The 19803-nt window shown below is 37.7% G+C and carries 14 protein-coding genes; 5 read left to right on the forward strand and 9 right to left on the reverse strand.

Annotated elements, in window-relative coordinates; all coding sequences use genetic code 11:
- Positions 1-406 precede the first annotated feature (406 nt).
- A complete protein-coding gene (argS, locus tag ACQKOG_RS13990) occupies positions 407-2074 on the reverse strand; it encodes an arginine--tRNA ligase (protein WP_370083512.1) in 1668 nt (555 codons plus the stop codon).
- Positions 2074-2505 (reverse strand): DUF1934 domain-containing protein, encoded by a 432-nt coding sequence (locus ACQKOG_RS13995; RefSeq protein WP_370083514.1) that lies wholly within the window; start codon positions 2503-2505, stop codon positions 2074-2076. The genes argS and ACQKOG_RS13995 overlap by 1 nt, the downstream gene beginning before the upstream one ends.
- 205 nt (positions 2506-2710) lie before the next feature.
- Here ACQKOG_RS13995 and ACQKOG_RS14000 point away from each other — a divergent pair, with 205 nt between their 5' ends.
- Positions 2711-3646, forward strand: a complete 936-nt coding sequence (locus ACQKOG_RS14000; protein WP_370083516.1) for a threonine ammonia-lyase — start codon at positions 2711-2713, stop codon at positions 3644-3646.
- Positions 3647-3710: 64 nt separating this feature from the next.
- Here the strand turns inward: ACQKOG_RS14000 and ACQKOG_RS14005 are convergent, their stop codons facing one another.
- The 3 genes from ACQKOG_RS14005 to ACQKOG_RS14015 form a co-directional block, all read right to left on the reverse strand.
- The gene (locus tag ACQKOG_RS14005; protein ID WP_370083518.1) at positions 3711-4472 is read right to left on the reverse strand and encodes a CPBP family intramembrane glutamic endopeptidase; all 762 of its coding nucleotides are present in this window, start codon (positions 4470-4472) and stop codon (positions 3711-3713) included.
- Positions 4469-5038 (reverse strand): TetR/AcrR family transcriptional regulator, encoded by a 570-nt coding sequence (locus tag ACQKOG_RS14010; RefSeq protein ID WP_370083520.1) that lies wholly within the window; start codon positions 5036-5038, stop codon positions 4469-4471. The genes ACQKOG_RS14005 and ACQKOG_RS14010 overlap by 4 nt, the downstream gene beginning before the upstream one ends.
- A 377-nt stretch (positions 5039-5415) precedes the next feature.
- The gene (locus ACQKOG_RS14015) at positions 5416-5880 is read right to left on the reverse strand and encodes a winged helix-turn-helix transcriptional regulator (protein WP_427447065.1); all 465 of its coding nucleotides are present in this window, start codon (positions 5878-5880) and stop codon (positions 5416-5418) included.
- A gap of 166 nt (positions 5881-6046) precedes the next feature.
- Here ACQKOG_RS14015 and ACQKOG_RS14020 point away from each other — a divergent pair, with 166 nt between their 5' ends.
- Entirely contained in the window at positions 6047-6763 is a 717-nt protein-coding gene (locus ACQKOG_RS14020) for a 3-ketoacyl-ACP reductase (RefSeq protein WP_370083522.1), read from the forward strand.
- Between the two features lie 217 nt (positions 6764-6980).
- Here ACQKOG_RS14020 and speB read toward each other — a convergent pair whose 3' ends face one another.
- Positions 6981-7853, reverse strand: coding sequence for an agmatinase (speB, locus tag ACQKOG_RS14025; protein WP_142509221.1), 873 nt, complete (start codon positions 7851-7853; stop codon positions 6981-6983).
- Between the two features lie 405 nt (positions 7854-8258).
- On the opposite strand from speB, the gene ACQKOG_RS14030 reads away from it, so the two are divergent.
- Positions 8259-10313: a transglycosylase domain-containing protein gene (locus tag ACQKOG_RS14030; protein WP_402870714.1), complete on the forward strand. Its 2055-nt coding sequence runs from the start codon at positions 8259-8261 to the stop codon at positions 10311-10313.
- Positions 10314-10658: 345 nt separating this feature from the next.
- On the opposite strand, the gene ACQKOG_RS14035 is transcribed toward ACQKOG_RS14030, so the two are convergent.
- The gene (locus ACQKOG_RS14035; RefSeq protein ID WP_427447070.1) at positions 10659-11174 is read right to left on the reverse strand and encodes a YwhD family protein; all 516 of its coding nucleotides are present in this window, start codon (positions 11172-11174) and stop codon (positions 10659-10661) included.
- A gap of 167 nt (positions 11175-11341) precedes the next feature.
- Here ACQKOG_RS14035 and ACQKOG_RS14040 point away from each other — a divergent pair, with 167 nt between their 5' ends.
- Complete coding sequence (locus tag ACQKOG_RS14040; RefSeq protein ID WP_053484500.1) at positions 11342-11527, forward strand: 2-hydroxymuconate tautomerase; 186 nt, start codon at positions 11342-11344, stop codon at positions 11525-11527.
- Between the two features lie 282 nt (positions 11528-11809).
- A complete protein-coding gene (locus tag ACQKOG_RS14045) occupies positions 11810-12478 on the forward strand; it encodes a class A sortase (RefSeq protein WP_370083529.1) in 669 nt (222 codons plus the stop codon).
- 53 nt (positions 12479-12531) lie between these two features.
- Here the strand turns inward: ACQKOG_RS14045 and ACQKOG_RS14050 are convergent, their stop codons facing one another.
- Together ACQKOG_RS14050 and ACQKOG_RS14055 are read right to left on the reverse strand one after the other, a co-directional pair.
- The gene (locus ACQKOG_RS14050) at positions 12532-17802 is read right to left on the reverse strand and encodes a collagen binding domain-containing protein (protein WP_427447072.1); all 5271 of its coding nucleotides are present in this window, start codon (positions 17800-17802) and stop codon (positions 12532-12534) included.
- Between the two features lie 491 nt (positions 17803-18293).
- Positions 18294-19667 (reverse strand): HD domain-containing protein, encoded by a 1374-nt coding sequence (locus tag ACQKOG_RS14055; RefSeq protein ID WP_427447075.1) that lies wholly within the window; start codon positions 19665-19667, stop codon positions 18294-18296.
- Positions 19668-19803 lie beyond the last annotated feature (136 nt).

Genomic DNA, 19803 nt, shown 5'->3' on the forward strand with positions numbered 1-19803 from the left:
CATTCCGTCACTTTGACTGTTCTATCCGTCACTTCTGCTTCTATCCGTCGATTCGTCTGTTGCTTCCGTCGCTCTGACGGGGCTTTCCGTCGCTTCGAAGGGCCTATCCGTCGGGTTGGCGAGTTTATCCGCCAAGTCCTTAATATTATGTAAAATTCTATACAAAGTTTTTCAACCCTGACTTTAGTTTTGTTAAATTGTGCAGCTTATGTTGGAATTCGCCGCTAAAAGTGTGAATTGCGCCGCTAACCAAAGGAGGAACGCCGCCAAAACCCGAAATTCCGCCGCTAACCAAGCAAGGAACGCCGCTAAAACCTGAAATTCCGCCGCTAACCACAAGATCAAATCCATTTCAACAGAAAAAACCCCCGGCACATTGTCGTGCCGGGGGCTAGAGAGACTAGTATTACATTTTTTCCGGTGCAGATACGCCGATTAAGCGTAATGCGTTGGCAATTGTTGTACGTACAGCAGTAATAAGGGCTAAGCGAGCTTCTGTTAGCTCTTTATTTGAAGCGTCTAATACTTTTTCAGCGTTATAGAAGCTGTGGAATGCAGCTGCTGTGTCTTGAATATAGTTGGCGATACGGTGTGGTGTACGGTGCTTCGCAGCATCTGCTACCACTTTCGGGAAGTCGCCCACTTTTTTCAGTAAATCAATTTCTTTTTCTGCAGTTAACAGAGTTAAATGATCTGTTGTTGCAGCAAAGCCTTGCTCATTCGCTGAGCGTAAAATTGAAGAAATACGTGCATGCGCATATTGTGCGTAATACACTGGGTTTTCGTTTGATTGAGATACGGCAAGGTCAAGGTCAAAGTCCATGTGAGAATCGCCGGCAGTTTTCACGAAGAAGTAACGTACTGCATCTAAGCCAACCTCTTCTACAAGCTCACGCATTGTAACAGCGTTCCCTGTACGTTTAGACATTTTGAATTTCTCACCGTTTTTATAAAGCTGAACCATTTGGATGATTTCCACTTCAAGCGTATCACGGTCGTAGCCAAGCGCTTGAATAGCAGCCTTCATACGTGGGATATAGCCGTGGTGGTCAGCTCCCCAAATATTAATTAATTTATCGAAGCCACGTACAATTTTATCCTCATGGTATGCGATATCTGGAGTTAGATATGTGAAAGAACCATCGTTTTTAATTAACACGCGGTCTTTATCGTCACCAAATGTTGTTGAACGGAACCAAGTAGCGCCCTCTTCTTCAAATACATGACCATTGGCTTTCAGTTTATCTAACGCTACTTCGATTTTACCGTTTTCGTATAGTGAAGTTTCTGAATACCATACATTAAAGTTTACACGGAAGTTAGCAAGGTCTGTTTTTAACTTGTCTAATTCTAACGCTAAACCATGTTGACGGAAGAATGCAAAACGTTCTTCATCAGATTTTGCTAAAATTGCATCGCCATGCTCGCCTGCCAGTTTACCAGCGATTTCAATAATATCTTGACCGTGGTAGCCGTCCTCTGGCATCTCAGCATCCATTCCTAAAGCTTGCTTATAACGCGCTTCAAGTGAATAAGCTAAGTTATTAATTTGGTTACCCGCATCGTTAATGTAGTACTCACGAGATACATCGAAACCTGCCATATCTAATACGTTACATAATGAATCCCCTACAGAAGCTCCACGTGCGTGACCTAAATGAAGATCACCTGTTGGATTTGCAGATACGAATTCAACTTGAACTTTTTCACCCGCACCAGCATTAGAACGACCATAATCAGCACCTTGCTCAAGCACTGCTTTTACTACACCTGTTAAGAAATCTTTACGTACAGTAATATTCATGAAACCAGGGCCAGCAATATCGATTTTCTCAATATCAGTGCCTGCTGTGTCAAGATTTTCTAAAATAGCTTCTGCAACCGCACGAGGTGGTTTTTTTGCTAATTTCGTTAATTGCATAGCAATATTTGTTGCATAGTCTCCGTTTGCTTTATCCTTCGGTGTTTCAAGGTGAATATTTAATTCTGTGCCAGCCTCGACTAAGCCAGCTTTTTCAACAGCCTGCGCAATCGCTGCTTTAATGGCTTGTTGTACTTGTTCTACTGCGTTCATCATTGTACCTCCGTAAATGTAATATCTAATTTATAATTGCCAACGGATTGCCCACCCATTAGTAAATCGTACTGTACATGGAAATCTCCGCTTACTGCCTGTTTTGTATACGTCATTTTTTTTGTGTGGATGACGAGTGGCATTGAACCGAATTCACTTTCATAATGACCTATCTGTTGTTCAATTATGTTAAGTGGTAGTCGCATTTTTACTGCTCCAGTACGCATAATTAATGCCTGTTCATTGCCTAGCTTCATAGTTGTGCGGATGGTTTTATCCTCCTGCACCTCTTCATATTTCAAATACATGCTTCCTGCTTTTTCAAGTAGCTGCCCTGTCAGCCACATTTCATAACTTTCAGAATCACCATCAATCGGGCGAATCGTAGAAATGAGCTTAATGTTCACCTGCGATCTTGCTTCGTTCGCCATTATGGACGCTCCCTTTTAATGTTTTTACTATAACCTTTTTATTATAGGATGAATCCTCATATTTTTTCAAGGTAGAAGTAAGTATTCCATCCGATGTGGCAGTAATTTGTTCATTATTTAATGATTGACACAATTCACCTGCAAATCTACAGTTATATTAAATAATTCGAATATTCAATCACTTTTACGAAATGAGGGTTACTGTATGTTAACACTTGAACAAATTCATGCTGCTAAACGAAGAATTTCATCTTATATATATGAAACGCCTATTATTCGATTAAATGGGCTCGATCAATTTTTAGGATGTCACGTCTATATAAAAGCCGAGAATATGCAAAAAACAAACTCCTTTAAGCTTCGAGGGGCTCTCAATAAAATGCTTTCCATGCCGTTAGAACAATTACAAAAAGGCGTAGTCGCTGCATCCTCAGGTAATCATGGCAAAGGTGTTGCCTATGCTGCCAAGCTATTAAATAGTAAGGCGACAATTGTTCTACCAGATTCAGCTCCTACCATTAAGATTGATGGAATACGTGCCTTAGGTGCAGAGATTGTACAATGTAAGCTGGCAGAAAGACATGTACTAACAGAAAAACTCAGTCGTGATCATGGCTTTTGCAACATACATCCTTATAATGATTACGATATTATGGCAGGACAAGGAACAGCAGGTTTGGAAATATTAGCACAGCTTCCTGATGTAGATACTATTGTTGTTCCTATTGGTGGTGGTGGATTAATTAGTGGCGTTGCAACTGCTGTAAAATCTATGGCCCCTCATATTAAAATAATCGGTGTGGAGCCTGCTGTCGTATCGCGTTATAGCAAAAGCTTAAAAGCTGGCGAAAGATTGCTGTTAGCGGAACAAAAATCTTTGGCTGATGCTCTACTAACTTTACAGCCTGGGGAACGGAACTTCCCAATTGTTCAACAGCTTGTCGATGAGGTTGTAAGTGTGGATGAAGTATTAATTCAACGCGGGATAAAAACCTTACTTTCAGAGGGTAAAATTATTGCAGAACCCTCCTCTTCTATCGGCATTGGCGCTGCCCTGCAAGGAGCTTTACCTATTCGTACAAATGAAAAAGTGTGCTTCCTTATTTCAGGAGGAAATGTTGGATTAGAAGCTTTGACATAAGAAAAATAGACAAAAAAAGCATCTGCTCAAATTTAACGAGTAGATGCTTTTTTGCTTGTCGTGTTTAAACGTAACTCTCAGGATTTTTTAAATTCATAACAGCCTTTTTAGGAAATAAAGCTCTCCAGAAATAAATTGCGAGACCAATTAACACTAGAACATGAAAGATATAAAGAGAAGTAGCAAGAACCGTAGGCTCACTTTGATCAGTCAAGAAAGCAATAAAATCATGCGAAGCGTGCCAGACAATCGGGAAAATAATACTTTTTGTCTTTGCAACAATTTCTGCACAAACTAACCCAAAGAGGAATGCAAAAGCTACTTGTAGTAATGTCAATAAGAAATCTTGACCGGCAAATAAATTTTCAAGATGCCCAATCCCAAACAAAATAGAGGAACCTATAATAGCCGTTTTAAGCCCTTTTGCTGATAAATATTTGAAAATTAGGCCCCGGAAAATAAACTCTTCATAAAAACCAACGGCAATAACAAATAGAAGCAAAATAAATACATATTGCGCAGAAAAACCATCTCGATCTGTAATACCACTAAAGAATGCAATCAACTCAGAAATAACGATAACAGCCATCCATGCCTCTACTTTAAACTTTCTAAATCCGAAATCTTGGAAAGAGAATTTACTTTTTTTCATGATCCAAAGAGTAACTAGTGCACCAACTGCAAAGGCAATAAATCGAATTAAATCTATAGAACTTAAGCTACTTATATTTTTGACAGTTATAATTGCACCAGCTATGAAAGGAAAAACAAGTGCAAGTAAAGTAAATAATATCGATAAAAGAATAGGCGAATTTTTTATTCTCATTTATTTTCTCCATTCAATAATTTTAGTTTAACGCCTTCAAAAACGTCTTTTAAAATACCCTCAATTTCCGAGCTATCTAAATCGCAAGTATTCGTCGCACACATTGTCGCAATACCATGTGTTGTTAACCATATCTCTATAAATAGAGATTTTGCAGAGGCTTGTGTTAATCCTGTTAATTTAGAAATTAGAGTTATAATTCCTTGGTTTTCTACATCATTTACTAATTCCGAAAAGCTCGAGATCTTATATTTATTGGATAGGAATAACAGCTCAAATAACCTTTTTTCTTCGCGAGCAAAGTTAATATAAGCTAATCCCATCCCTAAAAAAGAACTTTCTTGCAAGCCCTGAAACATTCTTTCGTTGTAAAGATTCTCAGCCCTTTCATATATTGCATACTTCAAATCGTCCATACTCGAGAATAATCGAAATATAGGCTTTGTCGAACAGCCTAACTCTTTTGCTAGATCTCTTGCATTCACACTATCAATGCCACTCTTCTTAACCATTTCAAAAGCACAATCCAATAAAATTTCCTCTGTAAACCGCTCTTTTGGTGCCAAAAAAATTTACCTCCTTTCGATAGGTAACGTTTGTTACCTATAATGTAACAGTGTTTTCCTATTAATGTCAATAATGTATTCAAAAAATTTTCCAAAGAAATAAAAAAAGCTCACTTTGAAATGAGCCTCCTTTTTCCCCTCAATAGCTATTGTGATAAACAACGGTATCCTTGGAATGATTATGTTAGTCAAGCTTTAAAAGCAAGTGAGGCTAAAAGCGAGCTCATTACGCCTCCCCACTTTTAGCCCCACATTAATCAATTATGCCGAGGCATAATTGCGTCCGGAATCGACTTTGTGCTTACACAAAGAACTCCTTTTCTATTCCGTGACATCCGCTGAAAGAAGTTAAATAAATTGTTTTACCTATCCTAAAATCATTTATCTTTGCAATTTGTTATATTTGCGACTGATGTTTCACTTTCGCAGTATCGGCTATTTAAATCATCGGAAATGACTTCATTATTTTTCTCATTGCTTTCTTGTTTAATTTGATTAATTCTTTTTTTGCCCCAATCATACATCATCTCAACAATTGGTAATAACGTCATCCCTAGTTCTGTCATGGAATATTCGACTTTTGGAGGAACTTCTGGAAACACTTCTCGATGAACAATCCCATCTTCCATCAGTTCACGTAATTGGTTTGTTAATATCTTATGAGATATTTTCGGAAAAAGTCTTTGAAGCTCACTGAAACGATGCGTCCCTTCTACACCTAAATGCCACAAAATCACAACTTTCCATTTCCCGCTAATGATCGATAAGGTAAGTTCTTTTTCACAATGGTAATCGTTATTTAATATTCTCTCTTTTATCTCTTCTCTTAATTTATCTGACATAGAGCTAGCTCCCTTTTCATATAAGTAACTTTTAGTAACCTCCGCACCAAAAAGTGCACTCTTCACAATGTATAAAACCGTAGTAAAATGAGGATAGTCTTAAAGACAAATCTTAATCTATTTTTTCGTCTAAATAAAATGATCTTAACTGAAGGAGCAAAAAAACATGCAAACAATCGCAGGGAAAGTGGCGTTGATTACAGGGGCAGGACGTGGAATCGGACGTGCAACAGCAGTAGCTTTTGCGCAAGAAGGTATTCACGTAGGTCTTGTTGGACGTACTCTTGAAAATTTACAACAAGTAGCAGAGGAACTTAAGCAGTATGATGTGAAGGTTGCAATCGCTGTGGCAAATGTAGCGGATTTAGATTCTATTACCGCAGCCGTTGAATCTATTCGCGGCGAGCTTGGCGCCATCGATATTTTAGTAAACAATGCCGGCATTTCAAAATTCGGTAACTTCATGGACTTAACGCCTGAAGAATGGACAAATATTATCGATGTTAACGTAAAAGGTGTGTACTACACAACACGCGCTGTATTACCAGAGATGATAGAGCGTAATACAGGAGACATCATTAATATCTCATCAACAGCTGGTCAAAAAGGTGCACCGATTACAAGCGCATACTCAGCTTCAAAAGCTGCGGTTATCGGACTAAGTGAATCATTAATGCTTGAAGTACGTAAGAAAAACATTCGCGTTACAACTTTAACGCCAAGTACAGTTGCTACGGATATGGCAGTTGAGCTTAACTTAACAGATGGCAATCCAGAAAAAGTGATGCAAGCAGAAGATTTAGCAGATTTAATGGTTGCACAGCTAAAACTTCATCCACGTGTTGTATTAAAACATGCTGGACTTTGGTCTACGAACCCTTAATAGAACTATTCGAAATATCAAGGCGCTATCTTTTGGATGGCGTCTTTTTTTATATTGATAAGGAAAATGGGGCTAGCTTATCGCTAACCCCATTCTAATCGCTTCATTTCGAAGACCCTACTTATTTGTAAAATCATTTCTCTTAGCAATTTAGAAGCTGTATTTGCGACTGGCGTTTCACTTTCGTCGCAGAATGCATTATTAGTGTTTTATTGCTTTATTTAATCCAGCCCAGAATCATTTCTCTAAGCAATTTAGAAGCTGTATTTGCTGTCATTTCGGATGAGTCGTAGATTGGTGCTACTTCAACTAGGTCAAAGCCCACTACATTGACGTTACTTGCTGCAATCGCATGGATGGACGCTAGTAATTCTTTTGATGTAATGCCTCCGCAATCTACTGTTCCTGTACCTGGTGCATGCGCTGGGTCAAGTACATCTATATCAATCGTAACGTAAACATTACGTCCCGCTAAAGACGGTAATACTTCTTTTAATGGTTCTAGCACTTCAAATTTCGAAATGTGCATGCCATTTTCCTTTGCCCATTCGAATTCTTCCTTCATACCTGAACGAATACCAAATGAATAGACATTTTTTGGTCCGATATGTTCAGCAATTTTACGAATAGGCGTAGAGTGAGAAAGTGGCTCCCCTTCATATTCTACACGTAAGTCTGTATGTGCATCGAAGTGGATAATTGCTAGGTCATCATATTTTGCAGATACAGCTTTCATAACAGGCCACGATACTAAATGTTCGCCACCCATACCTACTGGAATCTTGCCATCTGCTAAAAGCTTCTCGATATACTTTTCAATTTCATCTAATGAGCGCTGTGCATTGCCGAATGGTAACGGTATATCACCCGCATCAAAATATTTCACTTCATCTAGCTCACGGTCTAAATATGGGCTATATTCTTCTAGCCCAATAGATACTTCACGGATACGTTGCGGTCCAAAGCGTGAGCCCGGACGATAACTAACTGTCCAGTCCATTGGCATACCATAAATGACCGCCTGAGCATCCTCATATGTAGGATGACTTTTTATAAAAACATTTCCTGAATAAGCTTCATCAAATCTCATTACTCGACCTCCACTATATTAGAAATTACTAAATTCATTTTCACCACTAGAGTTGATATCCGTTCTGGGCGCTTTTCTGGGGCATCCATCTTCACCACTACAATTCTAACAAAATGTCATTCAAATCCTTCGATGATGAACCTTTTATCATTACTCTATTAAGGACTTACAGGAATGTAATGAAACCTCTATCCTTGTATCCTCGTATACATTATTGGAATGTCTAGCAAAATTCGATTAAACTCTACAATGTGTTATTTTTTGTCGAACACTAGCATTTCAACAGTACAAAAAAAGTATAGATGTTTTTGAATAAAGTGCAATAGTTTTTACCAATAATTTCGATTAAATATGAATGTTCAGACACATACTATACGCAAGTGTGAGAAAACGAGGTGAAGTCGGATGCAGAGAAAAAGCTATCAACGTAAACAAAAGCGTGTAAAGCGTACGCGTAAAGCACTTACCCTTTTTATCGCCTTTACATCTGCAATTGTAGTAGCATTTATAGCTTTACGCGTCTATGTTCAAGTGGCTGGTGCCCCACCTTTAACCGTACCTAAAGCCTCTATTTTCTTAGATGAAAATGAGAACCAAATTGGGGATCACTTTACGAATGAACGACGTTATTGGGTTGGGCGTGATGAGATGTCCCCCTATTTAGCAAAAGCAGTAGTCGCTGTTGAGGATAAAGATTTTTATAAGCATGGCGGTTTGGATTTTTCTCGTATCGCTGGTGCATTATTAGTGGACCTTAAGGCTGGGGGTAAGGTTCAAGGAGCAAGTACAATTACGCAACAATATGCTCGAAATCTATATCTTTCACATGAAAAATCTTGGACACGAAAATTAAATGAAGCACTGTATGCTTATAGATTAGAAGTTTTTTATAATAAGGATGAAATATTGGAAGGCTACTTAAATACTGTTTACTACGGACATGGGATGTACGGCGTAGAAGCAGCTAGTCGATTTTATTTCGGAAAATCAGCAAAAGACTTAACATTAGCAGAAGCTGCAATGTTAACAGGAATTCCAAAAGGGCCAAGTATTTACTCCCCTATTGTCAATCTAGATAAAGCAACTAATCGCCAACACGTTATTTTAAAACTGATGGCCGATCAAGGTGCTATTACGCAAGATGAAAAAACACGTGCAGAAAGTGAAAAGCTTGTCTTAAAGAATGATAGCTGGGTAGCAGCAAAATCAGTAGCACCATTTTTCCTTGACGTAGCATGGCAAGAGGCTAGTGAAATTTTGAAAGCGAAAAATCTCGACATTAGTGAAGGGGGCTGGACTATCCAAACAACTCTTAATCTAGAACACCAAAAGGCAGCGGAAGAAGCTGTAGCCAAACATATGCCTAATGATGATCTCCAAACTGCTTTTGTAAGTATGAAATCAAAATCAGGCGCCGTTACAGCATTAGTTGGTGGTCGCGACTATGCTACAAGTTCATTTAACCGAGTTACACAGGCAAAACGTCAGCCAGGCTCAACCATTAAACCTATTTTATATGCGGCAGCTTTAGAGAATGGTTATACACCTTTAACCTATTTAAATGTAGGTGAGACAACTTTCACTTATGATCATGGACGTGCCACATATGCACCCAAAAATGTTAATGGCAAATTCGCAAACCATGATATGTCTATGGCCCAAGCTATCGCTATTTCAGATAATATATACGCTGTGAAAACTTTAGAGGAAATTGGATTTAAAGCATTTCATAATATGGCTAATCGCTTCAACGTGAATATCGGTACTAAGGACAATTTATCTATCGCGCTTGGAACGACTGAAACAACATTATATGAAATGACGAATGCTTATAATATTTTAGCATCGCAAGGTAAAAAAACTACGCCTACTACTATTGTTTCTATTAAAAATGCTAATGGCGATATCATCTATGATAATAAAGAAGTTGATAAAGAAGATGAGACTGTTCTCTCAAAAGAAAATACGTATATCTTAACAGAAATGATGACGGGTATTTTCGATCCAGTCTTTAGTGATTATTCTCCTGCTACAGGGATTGGCATTCGCTCTCGCATGACGCATACGTATGCAGCCAAATCTGGCTCTACAAATAGCGATCAGTGGCTAATTGGATTTACACCTAGCTTAACTGCTGGCGTGTGGAACGGCTATGACCAAGGGAAAAATCTAACAGAAAGAGAAGATACTGCATCTACAAAGCAGATTTGGATCGACTTTATGGAGGCTGTCAATAAAGGAACAAAGAACGAAGATTTTGCAAAGCCTAAAAACGTTAAAGGTGCGGTCATCGATATTGAATCAGGTAAGTTAGCAACGGATGCCTGCCCGAAACAACGTCTCGTCTATATGGATGCAAAAGATGTGCCAACTGAAAAATGTTCAAACTTCGATATTCTCGATACAAATACGTGGGGGAAATTCTGGAACATGCTTCCATTCTCCATTTTTAAAGATTAACATGCGGAACCTTTATCAGAGATAGACGTTTTAATTAACGAAGTCTCTCGACAAAGTACAGACATATACGAAAAAGAAAAGCTTTCTCTTCCCCGGAGCCGTGTCCGTGGGAACAGAAAGCTTTTCTTATTTATGGTTCGCGAAGTAGATCAGCATCATGGGGCATTTGGCTTGGGTTTGGGTTGTTCAAATGCCGCATAGTGCTCATCACATTCGCAGAACCAAGTGTCCTAGCTTACTAAAATGTAAGCTCTGCATCAAGTTTACTTCGTTTCAAATCCACTTTCAACCTTATATCGAAGGCGATTGCAAAATGTCACAGATTGTTCAATCATTGCAGGTATATTAAACAAATAAATCTTGACGCAATTGCTCCTCACTACGTGCCCACAAGTCCGGATTAAGCTCTTCTAGGAAAGAAGCTAACATCTTTTTAGATGGTGCATCCATATGTTCTACAATAATATGACGCTTCATCGATTTATCCATTTTATTCACATGATCAGCTAAAATTTTATAGCCACGACGTTTTTCACGATTAACTATCATTTCACACGCCGTTACACCTGCATAGTAAGGTCCATCCGCTTTATGGTCTATTGTCACCCAAACCAACCAATACGGTTTCCCACCTTCTGAATCAGCACGATCTGTCGTAAATTTAATACCTCGTTCCACATCACTGCGAGCATGCATAGCACCAATTTCAACTGATGCCGTCCCCTCTTCTATATCGATAATGACTGGCGATACGTTTTCAAGCGAAAGCGAACCGATACCAAATCCCTTATGTCCGTCTGTTGGGTCATTTTTAATAATAGTAAAGCCCATTTTTTGTTTTGCTTTTTCTTCATTTGCCATACTTTAACTACCTCCGTTCTGCTATTATAAAAGTAAAGCATAGTTAAGCGCATTAGCACCGTAATGAACACGGCACTGACATTGCGCATATGCCTATATACAAGTAAGAAGTTTATACTTTCTTATAAACTAACTATACAACATTATTCAATAAAGGAGGCAATATTATGCCATACGTAACAGTGAAAATGCTTGAAGGTCGTACAGAGGAACAAAAACGCGCACTAGTAAAAGAAGTAACAGAAGCCGTTTCTCGTACAGTTAATGCGCCACCAGAAAATGTAACAGTCTTCATCGAAGAAATGTCTAAAAACCATTACGGTGTTGCAGGCGTGCGCTTCAGCGATAAATAAAGAGTAGGACGGGTAGAGCATAAAAGCTCTACCTATTTTTAACGTATGGGTATCGGCGTTTTTCGGTTTTAGCGGCGATATTTACTGTTTTAGCGGCGGAACTTGACCCTTTAGTGGCGACTTTTACTGCTTTAGCGGCGGAACTTGACCCTTTAGCGGCGATATTTACCGTTTTAGCGGCGGAACTTGACCCTTTAGCGGCGATTCTCACGGTTTTAGCGGCGGAACAGGATCTGTTGTACCGGCAACTCGTAATTTCAATACTAGGATGTGAACTATGAAATGAATAAATTTAAACTATCACTACTTATTTGTATGCTCATCGTTGGCCTCTTACTTATTTTTATTAACCCCATTCAAAATGCAATCATCGCTCATTTGAGTAAACAACTAAATACAACTGATTACAGTGCAGAAGATATAGAAAAAAACAATAATGCGGATGCCGATTTTGAATTTGAAGCAGTGCAATCTCTATCCATTGCGGAAGTTTTAAAAGCTCAAACAACCGCAAATAAAATGCCTGTCATTGGTAGTATCGCTGTTCCTAGTGTTGGTATGAAACTTCCTATCGTCAAAGGAGTTGGTAATGCCTCTCTTGCCGTTGGAGCAGGCACTATGAAGCCTAATCAAAAACTCGGGCAAGGAAACTACGCATTAGCAGGTCATTACTTTGAGGAAAAAGATATTTTATTTGGCCCCTTATACAAAGCGAACATCGGAGATACGATTTATTTAACGGATTTAACGAATATTTATGAGTACAAAATAACGATCAAGGAAATCATCGCTGCAACGGATGTTTATGTTATTAATGACATCCTTGATAAAACTATTTTAACCCTCGTGACATGCGCTGATAGAGGTACGAAACGACTTGCCGTACAAGCAGATTTTGTCGAGCAATATCCATTCGACCAAGCACCTGCAAAACTATCAGAAACTTTTTAGTATAAGAAAAGCCCCAAGATTTTATCATCTTGGGGCTTTCTTATTGAAAATTATTATTTCACTTCTGTATTGCGACGGCGCAATAAGAATAATGCACCTAGAACGAGAGCCACACCAATTAGTGTAAGAGCTGTTTGGTTTGCTCCATTTGTTTGTGGCAGTTTGCCTTGCGCCTTTAACTGCGCTTCCATTTCTTTAGCATCTGCTTTGATTTTGTCAATATCAAGAGATTTTGCTACTTCTTCCTGTTCCTCTTTAGATAACTTGTTGTATTTATCGAGGAAATCCTTATATGCATCTAAAGTGTCTTTATTTGCTGTAGAAGGATTGTATGGCTTTAAGTCTTTCCCTTGGTCAATGACTTCTTGTACAGATGGTTTTCCAGGGTTTGTTGGATTTTTTGAATCTGTTTGGTTACCTGAATCACCTGGATTTGTTGATGGTTTTTCAGGATCAACTGGCTTTTCTGGCTCTGGTGTTGGTTTTTCTGGATTAACTGGTTTTTCCGGATCTGGGTTTGGTTTGTTTGGATCAACTGGTTTTTCCGGATCTGGATTTGGTTTGTTTGGATCAACTGGTTTTTCTGGATCTGGATTTGGTTTGTTTGGATCAACTGGTTTTTCCGGATCTGGATTTGGTTTGTTTGGATCAACTGGTTTTTCCGGATCTGGATTTGGTTTGTTTGGATCAACCGGTTTTTCCGGATCTGGATTTGGACCTGGGCCTGGGCCAGGGTTGGGACCTGGATCAGGTTTTGGTTTTACTAACGCAGAACATGTATCTTTTACAGTAAATAAGCCAATTAAACTACTTCCCTCATATACATAGTACGTACCTTGTTTAATAGCTTCGTTTGGCAATACAACCATTCCAACAACACTAGTTATTAGAACTTCACTGTTGTCTACACCTTTAATGATATTACCATTAGCATCTTTTACTGTTATCTTTGCATTCGCATTAGGCGTTCCAAATATAGTTTGTACTGTTAATGTAAATGAAGGACATGCAGGTGCTGCTGATACTTCTGCTTCACACTTAACTGAATATTTAACTGTTATTTGACCAATGAATAGATCGCCTTGGTACACACTATATTCACCAGAAGGAATTTCATTAGGTTGAATTGTAATTTGACCTAAATTATTTGTCGTTTGGTTAGTAGCAATAATTTTTCCTGTTTCTGCATCTTTAATTGTGATATTGCTAACATTAGGGCGTGGATTGCCATTTTCATCCTTCACCGTTAATGTGAATAGTTCACATTTTGGTGCTGGTTGAACTGTTTTTTCACATTCGATATTTGTTTCGAAAGTACCAATTTCTTCACCATTTACTTCAACTGTGTAAACACCTGGTTCTAAATTAGTTAATTTTATAACACCTGTCGTAGTTTTTGTGCTAATAATTTCGATACCGTCAACATCTTTAACAACGATTGTTGAAGTACCATCAGTAATATTATTACCATCAACGTCTTTTACAGTTAATTCAAACTCTTCGCATTTTGGTGCCTGTTTAACAATAAATTCATGCCCACAGTCTTCTGTATACGTTAAAGTTACTGTTCCTAAGAATTGGTTACCTTCGTATACAGTATACTCTCCTGGCTTCACGCCATTATCAGGATTAATTTTGTTTGATTCAAAAACAAACTTACCTGATGCATCAGTTGATACCTTTACTTCTGTGGTATCTGATTTTAATGTTAACTCTTTAATATTTGTACGGATATTTCCTTCTGTATCTTCAACCACGATTGTGAAGTTTTCACACTTAGGTGCTGGTTGAATACTCGCGTTACAGTTTTCACTGTACTCTACAGTAATCGTTTTTAACGTCTCACCATTATAAATAACATCGTACTGACCTGCTTTAACTTGGTCTGGAGTAAAAGTAACTTTACCGTTTTCAACAGTATGATTTTCTGATAACCCCGTCGATTTACTTACTAATGTTACTGTTCCATCCACTAATTTACCGTCAATATCGTATACCGTTAATTCAAACAGTGAACATTTCAATGGACTTTCTGGTATGTTGGCGATTTCAACAATTTGTTTACCTTCAAAAGGAACTGATGTTGCTTTTTTATCTCGATTTAATGTAAAGATTACATCCGGATTTTCAAAACCATCAACTTTTGTTTCTTTTAATGTATATTTACCCTCAGCTAATTTTAATCCGAAGTCTAATACACCGTTTTCATCTGTTTTAGCGCTAATTAATGGTTTATCACCTGTGTATTGACTGTATAAAGTAAATTCAACATCTTTCATTACTTCGCCTGTTGCAGCATTCGTTTTTACAATAACAAATGGTACTTTAACTGTTGATGCTTGGTTACCATACTTAAAATCAGCAATTGACCAACTATCTTTTCCACTTGTTTGACTGCCACCTTGATAGCTTACTTCTACTTCATTTTCAGCATTAGAGCCTGATTCACCTGTAAATACTGTGTCGTATTCTACATAGTATGCTTCAGTTACATTACCTAAATTAAGAGTGAACGTACCATTTTTCATATCTACATTTAATGTATACGCACTTGGATCTAAAAGTGTCTTCTTTTCAGCTGGATTACTTGGCGTTGTTCCAGACAATGCAACTTTATATACTTTAAATGTATCTTCTAAAATCAATTGTTCCGGGTTACCTTCAGCATCTTTACCTACTGTGTCGGTAATGACTACATTTTCTAATTTGGATTGTGCGTAGTTAAATTTAAAATTCCAGTTAGCTACTGCCGAACCTTTTTCTGCTTGAATACCGTTTTTGTTTAAAATTTTGTCTGTATGATTTACATTAACTGTTTTTGACCACGATGCATTATCACCATCAGCGCTTGTTAATGTAGCTGTATTCGTAATACTTACTGGGTTCCCATGTGGGAATATACCATCTGCATCTACTGATTCATACGTCACCTTATAAGGACGATCAATAACATCCCCTAATTCAAGCTTAATTTCGTTCGCTTTACCTGAAGTGTTTGGAATATTTATTGTTTCTGTTCCTGTGAAAACACCACTTGCATTTAATTCACCTTTTTGCACTACAATATTTTGAACTATTTGTGTATCTGGTAATTTATCCTCAAATACAGCATTTTTTAAAGAATTGTAGTTAAAGTTAAATTCAACATCCCAGTAGAAGGTTTTTGTTTCGTAATTATAATGACCTTCTTTTTTACCATTTGCTTTTTGTTCAGTTCGAACCTTTTGTTTATCTGAAGCAGATGAATTTGATAAATTATCATTTGTCATTGTTACTTCATTATTATATTCAATTGTATTTGTTCCAACATGTCGAATATCGTATTCTGTATCATACGTAATTTCGATAGGCTCATTTATCGCTTTGTTTAAAGTAATTGTAAATCCAGTTTTATTATCCTCATTATTGCTTAAAGTGTAATCTTCTTTATTAACTAATTTATTACCTACTTTTACTTCTAAAGTATTTTCTATTAATTTTAGATTTTTATCTGTAAAAGTATCAACAAACTCCGTGCCAGCAGCTAAATTATAACCAGCTTGGTTCGCCACAATCTTCCATGACATTGTTTTATTTTGATAGTCAATACCATTTGCAGATTTGTTTAGTAATAAATTTATTTTATTATAATTAGAATAATCTACTACCGTTGTTGACATATCTGGGCGTATTACTTCATTTTTTACCGTAAAACTCTCAGTTGGATACACACCATCTTTTGGCTTTGTTACATATTTGATAACATATGGTTCTGTTACAGGAGCATTAAATATTAATTTAAAGCCGTTTCCATCTTTCTCCACTTTGTGAGAAATAGCGGCAGGATTATTACCATCTGCCTCAAATACTTGTACCTCTCCAACTAATTCTTGAGTATCAGTCCAGATGTCTGTTAGTACTGCGTTTTCCTGTGAAATATTGCGGTTATTGAAGTTGTACTTAATTGTCCAATATGTTCCTAAATCACTAGCAGTGGGACCTGTATGCGTTTTTGCTAATGGATCACCAAAGCTCACGTTTACTGGTACAGTAGTGGATTCCCCATTATAAGTTGCCTCATTTTTAAAGGTAGCACTTTTAACATTACCTGGGTCACCAACTTCTGTTTGATACGTAATGCGGTAAGCAGTATGCTTTTCATTCGGCAATGCAATTGTCATTTTGTTGTTATCGAAGATTGGAGTCACAGTGACAGGGTCATTAGAGGCTGTTGTTGTGCCATTAGGTGATACATTTAACTTTGTAATTTTTACAGAATCTTGCTTAAATGTATGCGCGCCTTCTAGTGTATCAACAAAATTTGTAGTGCCTGATGCTTCATTAACTCGTAAATCTGTATTAACTTCAACTTCCCAGTCGATAAACTTACTATTTTTTCCACCATTATCTGCTACACCTAATTTGGACACAGGTTTACCGCTCGTTTTAGGTTGGAAATTCAACTTGATGTTTTCAGTGCCAGGTAAATTAATTGTTTCTTCCCATTCCGTATTACCGCTTGCAAAGTTTGCTTCTAAGCTAAAGTACGCACCTGGCTCAAGGGCTACACCCGTTCCGAAACCATCTCTTAACTCATCGTTAAATGTAATGACGATCTCATTTCCAGTTTTTGAAATTGTACCTACCTCACCATAAGCCGTTCCATTCGGGAATGTGATATCTTCAAAAATATCTGGCAAAGTGTACGTTAAAGTTGTACCTGGACCATATTTATGTCCCGCTGCTAGCTCTAAATGAAATTTAAACTCTGCAGATTGTCCATTAGTAACATTAATACTTTCATTTGAACTCACCTTTGTTCCATTCACAGTAAACTCAACATTTTTAATTACATCAACAGACATAGTTGGATCATACGACGGTGGTGTAGTTTCTTCTTCCAAATCTCCATTTGGATTTTCTCCTTCACCACTAATATCATCATTTCCAGGTTCCTGTGGTGTTTCAGGTTGTTCGACTTCACCCGTGGAACCAGTACTAGTCCCTTCACCATTTCCAGACTCTTTTGGTGTTTCAGGTTGTTCTCCTACACCTGTGGAACCAGTACTAGTCCCTTCACCATTTCCAGGTTCTTTTGGTGTTTCAGGTTGTTCGACTTCACCCGTGGAACCAGTACTAGTCCCTTCACCATTTCCAGACTCTTTTGATGTTTCAGGTTGTTCTCCTACACCTGTGGAACCAATACCATCATCTTTTCCAGATTCAGCTGCAGGTGCTACAGGTTGTTCTTGCTCTACTGCAAACACTGAAATCGGTGATAATACCGTTTGGAATACGAGTAGCATTAAGATCATTGCTATGTTTAGTTTTTTTAATTTCTTCATGTTTCTCTCCTTTTCTAAGTTCAGAGGGATACCTGTTGGTGTTTGCTGACGACGTTGCATCCTTTCTGCATGTTGTAAGGGTATGCCACAAACAATAGGTTGGTCACTCTTTCCTTCTATTCAGATGTCGTCATACATTCTATTAAGTACTCACGAGTAGGTATTCATGATGACTTATGTATGTTCGATGTACAATTCGAATGTATACATAGTACTTTTGTGACACCTTCAATAATAGGCCTCACCCCCCTTAGGGTTTTAGGCTCATTATAAAAGATGATACTAAACAATTTCTAAACAATCACGGACTTTCTATTTAAAAAATTCTAAAAAATTCTATATTATTTCCACTTTTTTCATCTTTATACACGACAAAAAAACAGTGAAAATAACTCAATTAGAGTACTTTCACTGTTTTTCACTATTTATATGTTGGAATACTATTTAATTTAATTATTTTATATACATATTTTTATACATAAAAAAATTTTTTAATTTTTCCCTTTTCCTTGAAGTAAGGCTAATATTTGCTTCTTAATATCGGAATGGGTACTGTTGTCTTCTAAGTAATCTAGAGGGAAATAGACTTTATGATCTCGCTTCATGCGGCCAGAAATAGAATCAACAATAATAGATTCACGCGATAGCTCTCGTAGCTCTCCATTTTTCATTTCTAAGAAAATAGGAACACGCACTTCTTCCTCTCCAGGTCGATAAAAGTCATAAGGTAAATCTGCCGTCGTATCGTGGACAAGGTAATATTCTGGATTTAAATCAGCTTGCTTGAAGAGTTCTTGGAGTTTTTGATATTTATCTAGCTCTACACCTGGGTCTAAATCGATGTATTGAAATAACTTTCGATTAACAAAACGGCGGCTTAAGTCACTTAATATAGCATCTTCCTCTTGCATCCAAAGCTGAAAATATGTAAAAAGAATACTTTCATCTAATGCAAGATAGTCCTCAAGCGTAATTGAGTTGCGGAAAAACGCTAAAAAGTGTGTAGGCTCGTGCTTAAATTTGTAGCCTGCCAAGCTTAGTTGTTTAGCTCGTTTTAAAATATTATTTAAAACAACCTCTGCACTGCGAGATACTGGGTGGAAATAAATCTGTAAATACATTTGATAGCGGCTCATTATATAATCCTCTACCGCATGCATGCCCGTCGCCTTAATAACGACCTGATTTTTTCGTGGACGCATCACTCTTAAAATACGTTCCATATCAAAATGACCATAGCTTACGCCAGTGAAATAAGCATCACGCTGTAAGTAATCCATACGATCAGCGTCTATTTGGCTTGATATTAAACTGACGACCTGCTTATTCGGATATGTTTTTTCAATTACCTGTGATACTTTCTCTGGAAAATCAGCTGATACTTTTTTTAATACTGCATTCACTTCTGTATCGCCGAGCAAAATTTGTCTTGTATAAAATTCATGATCAAGCTCAAAGACATTTTCAAAAGCGTGTGAAAATGGTCCATGCCCTAAATCGTGTAATAGGGCTGCACAAAGCACAAGCAGTCGTTCATCCTCATCCCATTCAGGACGACCTGCAAATATATCATCTACTATGCGGCGTACAATTTCGTAAACGCCAAGCGAGTGACTAAAGCGGCTATGCTCCGCTCCATGGAATACTAAAAATGTTGTACCGAGCTGGCGAATTCGTCGTAATCGCTGAAATTCTTTCGTGCCAACTAGATCCCAAATCGCTTGATCCCGTACATGCACATAACGATGCACTGGATCCTTGAATACTTTTTCCTCTTGTAATTTAGCTTTTGCATAATGTGTCAATTGTACAGCACCCCCGTTTCCTATTTGTTCTATTATATGCGATAAATATAGGACTAGCATACATATTTCCTTTTAATTATAGAGACTATCAACCTAACTCGCTGTATTCTCGTCTTAATTTAGGATTCTATTGACCTAATTTCCATGCTCATCACCATAACGTGGGGGTTGATTTCCGTTCCAACTGGGCGCTTTC

It is taken from the genome of Lysinibacillus sp. NPDC093216 (genome assembly GCF_050280325.1).
Lineage (GTDB): Bacteria > Bacillota > Bacilli > Bacillales_A > Planococcaceae > Lysinibacillus.